Source organism: Anaerolineae bacterium (assembly GCA_016931895.1).
Taxonomy (GTDB): domain Bacteria; phylum Chloroflexota; class Anaerolineae; order 4572-78; family J111; genus JAFGNV01.
The window spans coordinates 44102-55256 of record JAFGDY010000136.1 but is presented as its reverse complement, the minus strand read 5'-3'; the positions used below and the strand labels follow the sequence as shown (position 1 = coordinate 55256).

At 56.1% G+C, this 11155-nt stretch carries 8 protein-coding genes; 4 read left to right on the top strand and 4 right to left on the bottom strand.

Features of this window, described 5'->3' with window-relative positions:
• On the bottom strand, nt 1–465 hold a 465-nt coding region (locus JW953_10575), incomplete at its 3' end, for a pre-toxin TG domain-containing protein (protein ID MBN1993138.1).
• Between the two features lie 460 nt (nt 466–925).
• Here JW953_10575 and JW953_10570 point away from each other — a divergent pair.
• The 4 genes from JW953_10570 (at nt 926) to JW953_10555 (ending at nt 7145) form a co-directional block, all read left to right on the top strand.
• On the top strand, nt 926–2014 hold the full coding sequence (locus JW953_10570) for a DUF4432 family protein (protein MBN1993137.1): 1089 nt from the start codon (nt 926–928) through the stop codon (nt 2012–2014).
• 19 nt (nt 2015–2033) lie between these two features.
• Nucleotides 2034–3572: a xylulokinase gene (xylB, locus tag JW953_10565; protein MBN1993136.1), complete on the top strand. Its 1539-nt coding sequence runs from the start codon at nt 2034–2036 to the stop codon at nt 3570–3572.
• A gap of 117 nt (nt 3573–3689) precedes the next feature.
• Nucleotides 3690–5510 (top strand): L-fucose isomerase, encoded by a 1821-nt coding sequence (locus JW953_10560; protein MBN1993135.1) that lies wholly within the window; start codon nt 3690–3692, stop codon nt 5508–5510.
• A gap of 144 nt (nt 5511–5654) precedes the next feature.
• Entirely contained in the window at nt 5655–7145 is a 1491-nt protein-coding gene (locus JW953_10555) for a rhamnulokinase (protein MBN1993134.1), read from the top strand.
• A 19-nt stretch (nt 7146–7164) separates the two neighbouring features.
• Here JW953_10555 and JW953_10550 read toward each other — a convergent pair whose 3' ends face one another.
• The 3 genes from JW953_10550 to JW953_10540 form a co-directional block, all read right to left on the bottom strand.
• Nucleotides 7165–8094, bottom strand: coding sequence for a proline dehydrogenase family protein (locus JW953_10550; GenBank protein ID MBN1993133.1), 930 nt, complete (start codon nt 8092–8094; stop codon nt 7165–7167).
• A 271-nt stretch (nt 8095–8365) separates the two neighbouring features.
• Entirely contained in the window at nt 8366–9736 is a 1371-nt protein-coding gene (locus tag JW953_10545) for a PP2C family protein-serine/threonine phosphatase (protein MBN1993132.1), read from the bottom strand.
• A 16-nt stretch (nt 9737–9752) separates the two neighbouring features.
• Complete coding sequence (locus JW953_10540) at nt 9753–11099, bottom strand: phosphomannomutase/phosphoglucomutase (protein MBN1993131.1); 1347 nt, start codon at nt 11097–11099, stop codon at nt 9753–9755.
• Nucleotides 11100–11155: the final 56 nt, after the last annotated feature.

Below are 11155 nucleotides of genomic sequence, written 5' to 3'. Positions count from 1 at the left end.
CTCGTCCAGATTTTTGGTAGCGTCCAGGGCGTTGTCTAGGTTGTCCAGGTTCTTGGCAATATCAAGGGCGTCGTCCACATTATCCAGGTTCTTGGCCGCCTCCATTACCTCGTCCAGATGCCCCAAGCCCTTGGCCGCGTCGGCCACTTCGTCAAGATGGCCAATGGCTTTGCCCCCTTTGGCCGCATCGGCCAGGTCATCCACCCGGCTCACATTCTTGAGCAGTTCCGAACTGAGATCAAAGGCTTCATCCAGGAAGCTGGCCCCGATCAGCCCCCCAATCAGGCCGGCCATTATCAACAGCTTTTCCGCGTCCGACAGTTTTTCGCCCGTGATCAGATCTCGTTCAAAAGCCAAACAGGCAATATCATACGCCGTGCCGATAACCGGCAGCATGCCAATTCCGGCGCTGAGTGCCCAGCCCCAGTTTTTGCGGAAGTCCTGCCGGTTCTGAATACTGGACACTGTGTCCCATAAATTCAGCCAGGTGCGGGCGTTCGAGTCGCCCCGGGGGTATTTTTATTTCAGTAACGGTTCGCCGGATAGCGTTAAAAAGCATGCTGCGAAGTTACGATTACAGCCACCGGCAGGGCATTGTCGAAATCAGTTGCATCCAGAACTGGCCGGGCAGGGAAAAACTGAAATTCTAGAGAGTTTCTCCTCCGCAAAACATCTTTCTTGACCGGTCCCGCTAAAATTGCCTGCTCCAAGAACCGGACGTTCATGATTCACGTAACGCCTTGCGCGTTTTCCTCACCGTTGTTAAAATGTCAGAAGACTGGCCGCAAGCTTTTGACAACTTAATTTATACCCCACCCTGATTTTTTAACTTGCAATTTGTGGGCACAACCTTTGGGGCCGGGCAATATTCGGTTGCCGGACGACCTTTGGGTGTGTTCACTATTTTCACTAAAGGAGGGTTTTTATGTCTTGGCAAACAACCATTCATCTGCAACCTAACTTTTTCACCAAGGCCGAAAAGACTCTGGCCGAATACGAAGGGCTAAACGCTTCTACATTCTTGTTCAGCACGGGTGTAGCCGGTCTGCGTTTGGCCAACCAAGTGGGCCAACTGGTGATGCTGCCCTTTCAGGGCCAACAAATCTGGGACGTTGAATTTCACGGGCGCACCCTGACCATGAAATCTATGTTTACCGCGCCCTATCCCACCACCGCCTACCTGCACACCTACGGCGCGTTTCTGGTCCACTGCGGCGCTACGGCTATGGGCGTCCCTACTGCAGCCGACTCGCATCCCCTGCATGGCGAGTTGCCCAACGCCCCCTATCAAACCGCCCAACTGGTGCTGGGCCGGGATGAACGCGGCCCGTACATGGGCGTCACCGGCGCTTATCAATACACCGTGGCTTTTAACCACAATTACCTGGCCCAACCCCTGGTAAAACTTTATGCCCGCTCCAGCCGCGTGGCCGTTTCAATGACCATCAAAAACCTCAAACGTTCGGCAATGGAATTGATGTACCTGGCGCACGTCAACTTCCGCCCGGTTGACAACGGCAAACTGGTCTACAGCGCCCCCTGCAACCCCAACCACGTGCGTGTGCGCAGCAGCATTCCCTCCCACATCCACCCGCCGGAAGGCTATCGTGAATTCCTGGCGGATTTGGAAATGAATCCTGAAAAACACAACATGCTGGCTCCTGACCTGGCCTTTGACCCGGAAGTGGTCTTTTTTATTGACTATCTGGCCGACGAATCCGGCTGGGCGCACAGCATGCAACTCCATCCCAACGGCGCCGCCGACTTTATCAGCCATCGCCCCGCCCAACTGGATCACGGCGTCCGCTGGATCAGCCGCACCGCCGACCAGGACTGCCTGGGTTTGCTACTGCCCGCCACCGCCGAACCGGAAGGTTACACCGCCGAAAAAGCCAAAGGCAATCTCAAAGTGCTGCCCCCCGGCGGCGAATTCCATTTTGATTTAGAGGTTGGCGCTTTGAGCCAGACTGAGGCCAAAGAGATGCAGGCCAAAATTGATAAGATTTTGGAGTAACTGATGCAAGTGGTGATTTATGTCGCAGCTACTCGCCATTGACCTCGGCACCTCCTCGGTTAAAGTCTTGTTGGCCGCTGAAACCGGCAAAATTCTTGGCCAGGGCAACGCCGAATACCCCATCCACCGCCCTCAACCCGATTGGGCGGAGCAAAACCCGGACGATTGGTGGCGGGCGACCATCACGGCCATCCACCAGGTTTTGAGCAGCGTGGGCCGCAAATCGGTTTCGCTGGCGGCCATTGGCCTCTCCGGGCAAATGCACGGCACGGTATTGCTGGATAAAGAGGACAAATTGCTTGGCCCGGCCATCATCTGGCCCGACCAGCGCAGCCAGCGCCAGGTGCAAGAAGTCACCAACCTGGTGGGGGCCGAACACCTGATTGAGTTGACCGGCAGTCCGGTAGCTACCGGCTTCCAGGCCGCCACCCTGCGCTGGCTCCAACAAAACGATCCCGACCGCTGGCAAAAAATAGAAACAATCCTGCTGCCTAAAGATTACCTGCGCTGGCGTCTGATCGGCGAATACAACACAGACCCCAGCGACGGCTCCGGCACGCTTCTATTCAACATCCACGAGCGCGACTGGTCTGCCGAGATATTGGCCGTGTTGGGCCTGGACCGGGCCAACCTGCCCCCCGTGCAATCCGCCGGTAGAATAGCCGGGACGCTCACCCGGCGAGCCGCCGAAACCCTGGGCCTGGCGCCGGACATTCCCGTTGTCACCGGAGCCGCCGATACGGCCTGCGCCGCGTTGGGGGCCGGTATTGTTGACACCCAAACCCTGCTTCTGACCATCAGCACCGGCGGGCAAATTGTTTTGCCGGCTCTAAACGTACACGTAGACCGGCGGGGTCGCGTCCACACGTTTTGCGGCGCTTTACCGCCGGGGCCGGAGCAGGCCGGTTGGTATCAAATGGCTGCCCTGCTTTCGGCCGGGATGACCCTGCGCTGGTTGCGGGATGAAATTTTGGGTCTGTGGGGCGAAAAAGCCTACCAACAGATGACGGCCTGGGCAGAAAAGGTCCCTCCGGGGGCCAAGGGCCTCCTGTTTCTGCCGTATCTGGCCGGCGAGCGCACCCCCCACATGGATCCCCAGGCGCGGGGCCTCTTTTTAGGTCTCACCGCCAGCCACGGCCAGGCCGAGTTGGTCCGGGCGGTGATGGAAGGCGTCGCCCTGGCCTGTTACGACGCCTACCAGGTTTTGGCCGAGTTAGGGGCCAGGCCCAACCGCATCATCATGGCGGGCGGCGGGGCCGGCAGCCGGCTATGGCAGCACATTGTGGCGGATGTTTTTAACTTGCCCGTGCAGCGGCTGGAAGTCAGCGAGCAATCCGCCCTGGGCGCGTTACTGCTGGCCGGGGGAGGCGTGGGGCTTTTTGAACCCGGCCCCACCGCTCAAACCTGGGCCGCTTATGGTCCGGCAGTTGCGCCAAACAAACGACGCCACGCCTTCTACCAAGAACTGCTGCCCCTGTTCCGCAGCACCTATCAAAAACACCGCGAGGACTTTCTGCAGTTGCAAAGTTTGGCTACAAAATATGAAATCAGTGCGTAAGGATAAAAACGATAGTTGTTCAGATAATGTTTTTGGGTAGAGACAGGATAATGTCCTATCTCTACCCGGCAAAAATTCAAATTCTTTTTCTGAATATCTATGTTAAGGAGACAGATAATGGCAAACGTGCAAAATATCAAAATGAACCCCCCAGCAAACAGGTTAGGGGGCGACATGCCCAAAATTGGCATCCGCCCCACCATTGACGGGCGACTGGGCGGCGTGAGAGAATCGTTGGAAGAGCAGACCATGAATATGGCCAGGGCTGTGGCCAAATTGCTCACTACAAATCTGCGCCACGCCAACGGCCTGCCGGTTGAGTGCGTGCTTGCCGATGGCACCATTGGCCGGGTGGCCGAAACCGCGGCCTGCGCCGAGAAGTTCAAACAGGAAGGCGTGGGCGTTTCTATCACCGTGACCCCCTGCTGGTGTTACGGCGCGGAAACAATGGATATGGACCCCTACCTGCCCAAAGCCGTGTGGGGCTTCAACGGCGCCGAGCGCCCCGGCGCGGTCTACCTGGCCGCAGTTTTGGCCGGGCACAGCCAAAAGGGCGTGCCCGCCTTCAGCATTTACGGGCGCGACGTGCAGGATTCAACCGACACCTCCATCCCGGCGGACGTGGCCGGTAAATTATTGCAATTTACCCGGGCCGGTTTGGCGGTGGCCACCATGCGGGGCAAATCGTACCTATCCATCGGCGGCACGTCTATGGGCATTGCCGGGTCCATTGTGGATCAGGCTTTGTTTGAAGCCTACCTGGGCATGCGGGTGGAAGATATTGATATGAGCGAATTTGCCCGGCGCATTGAGCGCAACATTTATGACCCCGTTGAATTTGAACAGGCCCTGGCCTGGTGCAATGAAAACTTGCAAAAAGGCAAAGATTACAACCCGCCATCTATGCAGCATAGCCAGGCCGAAAAAGACGCCGCCTGGCAATATTCTATCAAAATGGCCCTGATTGGGCGCGACCTGATGACGGGGAATCCACGCCTGGCCGAATTGGGCTTTGGCGAGGAGGCGCTGGGCCACAACGCCCTGGCCGCCGGGTTTCAGGGCCAGCGCCAGTGGACCGACCACCGGCCCAACGGCGACTTTATGGAGGCCATGCTCAATACCTCGTTTGACTGGAACGGCATCCGCGCCCCTTACATTATGGCTACCGAAAACGACGCCCTCAACGGCATCTCCATGCTTTTTGGCCACTTGCTCACCAGCGCGGCCCAGATTTTTGCCGACGTGCGCACCTACTGGAGTCCGGCCGCGGTTAAGCGCGTGACCGGCTACCGGTTGACGGGCCGGGCCGAAGGCGGCATCCTGCACCTGATCAACTCCGGTCCGGCTACCCTGGATGGCGCCGGCCAGCAGTCAAAGGACGGGCAACCGGCCATGAAACCCTTCTGGGAAATCACCCCGGCCGAGGTGGCGAAATGCCTGGAAGCGACGACCTGGCACACCTCGATGGTGGAGTATTTTCGGGGCGGGGGCTGGTCTACCCGCTTCCTCACTCGCGGCGGCATGCCGGTGACCATGTGCCGTCTCAACCTGGTGAAAGGGCTTGGCCCGGCCCTGCAAATTGCCGAAGGATACACCGTTGACCTGCCGCCGGAAGTGCACGACGTCTTGGACCAACGCACCAATCCCACCTGGCCGACTACCTGGTTTGCGCCCAACGTTACCGGCAGCGGCCCCTTCCGCGACGTGTACACGGTAATGGCCAATTGGGGCGCCAACCACGGGGCCATCAGCTACGGCCACCTGGGGGCCGATCTGATCTCCCTGGCCTCGATGTTGCGCATCCCGGTATACATGCACAACGTCCCCGAAGAACGCATCTTCCGCCCCAGCGCCTGGGCCGCCTTTGGGGCCAACGAGCCAATGGGCGCCGATTTCCGGGCCTGCGCTAATTTTGGACCGTTATACGGCAAGTATTGATCACAAAAAATTTTGGCGGTAGGGACAGGACATTGTCCTGTCCCTATCCTATGGTCCCAAATTGGGACAGACCCACGGTAGACGGGGGGCACTTTATTCTCGTTTTCCGTCTGCCGTCTAACAATTACCACAGAGGGAAAAATAATGACCAAAACCAGCAACCTTTTAGCCTTTGACCTGGGCGCAGAAAGCGGGCGGACGGTGGTGGGCCGCTTTGACGGGGACAAGCTGTTTTTAGAAGAGACGCATCGTTTTGCCAACGGCCCCACCCGTATCCACCACAGTTTGCACTGGAACACCCTGAATCTATTTGGGGAAATGAAAAAAGGATTGGCCAAAACCGTCAACGAACAAACGCTTGAGATCACCTCTTTGGGCGTGGATGCCTGGGGGGTTGATTTTGGCCTGCTCGACCGGACGGGGATGCTCATCGGCAACCCCTACCATTACCGGGACAGCCGCACCGACGGCATGATTGAAAAGGCCTGCCAAGTTGTGCCCCACGAGGAGATTTTTGCCCAAACCGGGCTGCAATTTATGCAGCTAAACTCGCTCTTTCAACTCCTGGCTATGGCCCAACAAAACGCCCCGGCCCTGAAAATTGCCGACGCCTTGCTCTTTATGCCGGATTTGTTCCATTACTGGTTCACGGGCCAAAAAGCCAACGAGTTCACCATTGCCAGCACCAGCCAGTGTTACGACATGCAGCGCCGGAAGTGGTCAACCACCTTGCTGGATATGCTGGGCCTTCCTACCCACATTTTCCAGGAGATCATCCAGCCCGGCACCAAACTTGGCCCCATGCTACCCCCGCTGGCCGAAGAACTGGGCCTTAAAAATGATATTGAGGTGATTGTGCCCGGCAGCCACGATACGGCCAGCGCAGTGGCGGCGGTGCCGGTGGCTAAAAGTGACGAGGCCGGTTTTGCCTATCTCAGTTCCGGCACGTGGTCGCTGATGGGAGTGGAAATCAGCCAGCCCATCATCAATGAGCAGAGCCTGGCCTATAATTTTACCAACGAAGGGGGCGTTGAAAATACCATCCGCCTGCTGAAGAATATTATGGGCCTGTGGCTGGTGCAAGAGTCGCGCCGCACCTGGGCCACCCAGGGCGAGGAGTTTTCTTACGATGAACTGACCCGGCTGGCCGGCGAAGCCGCGCCCTTTACCGCCTTTGTTGACCCGGATGACGGCTCGTTCCTGGCCCCGGGCGATATGCCGGCCCGCATTCAGGAATTTTGCCGGCGCACCGGCCAAACCCCACCCACCACTAAAGGCGCGCTGGTGCGCTGCGCCCTGGAAAGCCTGGCCCTCAAATACCGGTGGGTGGCGGAAAAAGTGGCAGAGATGACGGGCCGGGATTTGAGCGTCATTCACATTGTGGGCGGTGGATCGCAAAATAAGCTACTCAACCAATTCACGGCCAATGCCACAGGCCGCCGCGTGGTGACCGGCCCCGTCGAGGCCACGGCCATTGGCAACATTCTGCTGCAAATGCTGGCCCTAGGCCAGATTAGCTCCCTGAGCGAAGGCCGCGAAGTGGTGCGCCGTTCCTTCCCCGTGGAAACTTACGAGCCGCAACATGGCGAGGCCTGGGCTGAAGCCTACCGGCGATTTATGATGTTACTTGAATAGTTGCCGAGGGGCAAGACCATCATTTTGTAAAAACAGCCCGGCCGATCAACAACACATTGGCCGGGCGTTCGGCCAAACGACGCATAAAATAGGGATACCAGGCCCGGCCATAAGGCACGTAAACCCGCACCTGGTACCCCAAATCGGCCAGGCGCTGCTGCTCGCGGCGACGCACGCCCAAGAGCATTTGAACCTCAAATCGTTTCCGGGGAACTTGCTGCGCGTCGGCGGTGCGGATGAGCCAATCTAGCAGCACCGGGTCGTGGGAGCCAAGGGCCAGGTAAGCGCCTTTTTGGCGGGCCTGGCCGGTGAAAAATTGGGTCATCAATACTTTGGCCGTTTGCCTGATCTCTTGTTTGCCCTGGTAAGCAATCTCCGGCGCCTCATTGTAGGCCCCTTTAACCAAACGCACCGCGCCGCCTCGTTCAATGATGCGCTCAAGGTCGGTGGGGGTGCGGAACAGGTAAGCCTGGAGGGCCAGGCGAATGCCACCGCCAAAGGTATCCAGCAGCCGGTGGTAGATACTGAGCGTATCATCAACATCCGCGCTGCCTTCCATATCAATTTCCACAGTCAGGTCCAACTGTTGGGCCGTTTGCACAATTCCGGCAATGGTTTTGTAGCAAAAGTCGCGGCCAAAGGCCAGGCCCACGTGAGAGGGCTTGAGCGAAATGGTGGCGTCTAACCGCTCTGTATGAATCCGTTGCAAAAGTTCCCGGCATACGTTGGCCGCCTGGATAGTCTCAGCTTCAGTGGTTACATCCTCACCCACTTCATTGAGAATGGCCTTGAGGCCGTGTTGGTTCAATTTTTTAACTACGGCCACAGCCTCGGCCAGGGTTTCCCCGGCCACAAAACGGCGGGCCAAACGCCGGGCCGGGCCAAAGTGAGTTACCAACCGGCGGGCTGTTTTACTGGCTGAAAGTCTTAGAAAAAAATGGCGTAACATAATCCCTCAATTATTCCAATCGCAGCAAAAATCGCAAGCATAGGGGCAGCCCAAGTTGGTTAAAAGGGGGATAGGATAAAACTGGTGGGGAAGGGTTTGCCTTTCAGAAAACAGGCCGCCGGTATTTCCGGCAAACGTTAAAAAAAATGGTCAAGATATTTCCCTGGCTTGGTTTTGTCGAATCGGCTGCCCAGTAGTGCCAGAATACCGATTTTCATCTAGGTTGATCTCCCAGGGAGACGAGAGGAAATCTAAAAATGATGCCCCGGCATTATCCCCGGCGGGGTAAATCCCCCTTGACTCTCACTACAACCACGGTCACATCATCGTTTTGTTCCGCCGAACCCCGATGCGCCTCCACTCGATCCAAAATATAGTGCTTCATTTCTTCAGCGCTCTGAGACGGGCCAGAGGCCACAATAGATTCCAGGGCTTCAAAGCCAAAAATTTTTTCAGCCTCATTGCGAGCTTCAACCACTCCATCGGTAGTAAAGACAACCATATCCCCCGGCGTCAGGATGGTTTGAACCTGGTGATAGTGGTTGAGGTTGTTTTCTACGCCCATGGGCAGGCCAAAAACGTCCAGCCACTCCACCTGGCCACTGGTGCGGCGCACGATGGGCGCAATGCAACCGGCATTGGCCACACACAATGCGCCGCTTCTTTTTAGAAATGCCGCCAAACAGGCGGCGTTCAAACCGCTACGCTGGCTATGCTTCTGCAAGCGAGAGGTAGCCACCACCAACAGTTCGGTTGGTTCTGCGGCGGTGGGGATCAAACTATCAATCATGCCGGTGGTTACGGCCATCAGCAAAGCCGCCGGTATTCCTTTACCGGTAACATCACCGATAATGATGGCCAATTCACCATTGGCCAATTGATGATAGTCATAAAAATCACCACCCACATCACGGGCGGGGATTGATTGGCCGGTAATCTCGAACCCGGTATAATTGGGGGAATGAGTGGGTAGCATACTCATCTGGAGTTCGATGGCAATACTGGTGCGGCTTTCCAATTCTTGTCGGCGGGTGGCTTCGACCACTTGGGCGGACAAGACCCGGTCAATCAAATGCGAGGTAACATACCCCAAAAAAGTCAAAAAGATGAGCAAAACGGTGACACTGATATGGTTTGCGCTCAATTCGGTGTGAAAGGGAGGCGCAAACCAACCCCGGAGTTCAGCCCAGCCAATGCTCATATATCCCAGGAGTAAGGTGCCTAACACCAAAACAAAAACCCGGCCCCGCAACAGAAGGCCGGTTTGCACAATAGCCATCACGTAAAAAGCATTTGTGGCTATATCGGCGACACCCCAGCCCAAGCTGAGCAGAAAGCTAACCGCCACATTCACCAGACTAAATAAAAAAATAGCCAGAGGGATGTTTCTTTTGCGGGAGAGCCAAAAGAGGAAAATAAAAACTGCCAACAGGAGCACGGCTAATAGGGCTGATCCACTATCCAACCCCAATGACCAATAGATGAGGTCCTGTACAAAAAAAAGGGCGGTCAGGACAATCAACCCCGATAGGATGGTATTCAGCACATACCCTCGCCAGGCCAATTCCCGATCAACTTCTGTGGGAGCAGTGGCCGTTAAATGCACCCACCACCACGTTTTGAACTGCCTCAATAAATTCATGTGAGAATGACCCAAATCAGTTGCGAATAATGTCCAAAACCTGGTCCCGCTTTTCTTCCATTAATGTCTGTGATTTGGCCTCCAGGTTCAGGCGCAATAGCGGCTCGGTGTTGGAGGGGCGAACGTTGAAATGCCAGTTGTTGTAAGTAATAGAGACGCCATCCAACCAATGGATGTCGGCGTCTTTGAAGGTATCGGCCAACTCCTGCATTTTGGCTTTGGGATCGCCGGAGATGCGGGTGTTGATTTCGCCGGAGATGAAGTATTTGGCCTCCAAAGGTTCGAGGAGTTCAGCCAGGCTGGCTTTCTTTTTGGAGAGAATATCCAGGATGATGAGTGAGGGAATGATGCCAGAATCGGCAAAGAAGAAATCCTTGAAGTAGTAATGGCCAGTCACTTCACCGGCAAAAGCAGCATCTTCTTTGGCCATGCGGGCTTTGATAAAGGCATGACCCACCCGTTCCATTAAGGGCGTGCCGCCGGCAGCGGTGATCAAATCGGGCACGGCCCAGGAAGCGCGCACGTCGTACAATATCTTGGAGCCGGGATATTTTTTTAAATAATATTGGCCCATTAAGGCGGTCAAAAAGTCGCCGGGCACAAATTCACCCCGGTTGTCAATGGTAAAAAAACGGTCGCCGTCGCCGTCAAAGGCAAAGCCGATGTCTGCGCCGTCGGCCACCACGCGCTGTTCCAGCTCCGCCCGGTTTTCGGGCTGGAGCGGGTCTAAACCATGATTGGGCAGGCTGCCGTCAGGCTCCAGATACATGCCAGTCAGGTTGATGCCGGGCAGTCGTTTGTAGATGCGGGTGAGAATGGGGCCAACCATGCCGTTGCCGGTATCGGCGATCACTTTGAGCGAAGCCAGGGTTTCACGATCAATCAAGCTCAAAACCATGTTTACAAAATCCTCACTCAAATCTTGTTCCGTCATCGCGCCGGTGCGGGTTGGTTGAGCGTAAGCGTCGTTTTCCACAATCTGCCGCAGGTCTTGAATACCGCCGTCGCCGCTGAGTAGTTGGGGCATTTTTTTGACCATTTTTAAGCCGCTGTATTGGGCTGGATTGTGCGAAGCCGTAACCATTATTCCGGCGTGGCCCAGGGTGGCGCAGGCATAGTAATATTGGTCGGTGCTGACCATGCCTATGTTGATCACATCCGCACCCTGGTCCATCAAACCCCGGCTCACCGCATCAAACATCTGCGGGCCGGAGAGACGCATATCGCGCCCCACAATTACCCGGTCAATGCCCAAAAAGGTAACAAAAGCGCGGCCAATGGCGTATCCGGTCTTTTCATTCAACTCATCTGGATAAATACCGCGAATATCGTAGGCTCTAAAAATGCCCGGATCAACTTTCATCAGTTTATCTCCTTAACAGATTTTTTTCAATAGAGCAGAGGTCACCTTGTAGAACA

What these genes read in the sequence shown, in the direction of transcription:
- JW953_10540 (MBN1993131.1), bottom strand. Translation starts at nt 11,099, where the DNA reads ATGAAAGTTGATCCGGGCATTTTTAGAGCCTACGATATTCGCGGTATT.
- JW953_10570 (MBN1993137.1), top strand. Translation starts at nt 926, where the DNA reads ATGTCTTGGCAAACAACCATTCATCTGCAACCTAACTTTTTCACCAAG.
- JW953_10560 (MBN1993135.1), top strand. Translation starts at nt 3,690, where the DNA reads ATGGCAAACGTGCAAAATATCAAAATGAACCCCCCAGCAAACAGGTTA.
- JW953_10555 (MBN1993134.1), top strand. Translation starts at nt 5,655, where the DNA reads ATGACCAAAACCAGCAACCTTTTAGCCTTTGACCTGGGCGCAGAAAGC.
- JW953_10545 (MBN1993132.1), bottom strand. Translation starts at nt 9,736, where the DNA reads ATGAATTTATTGAGGCAGTTCAAAACGTGGTGGTGGGTGCATTTAACG.
- xylB (MBN1993136.1), top strand. Translation starts at nt 2,034, where the DNA reads ATGTCGCAGCTACTCGCCATTGACCTCGGCACCTCCTCGGTTAAAGTC.
- JW953_10550 (MBN1993133.1), bottom strand. Translation starts at nt 8,094, where the DNA reads ATGTTACGCCATTTTTTTCTAAGACTTTCAGCCAGTAAAACAGCCCGC.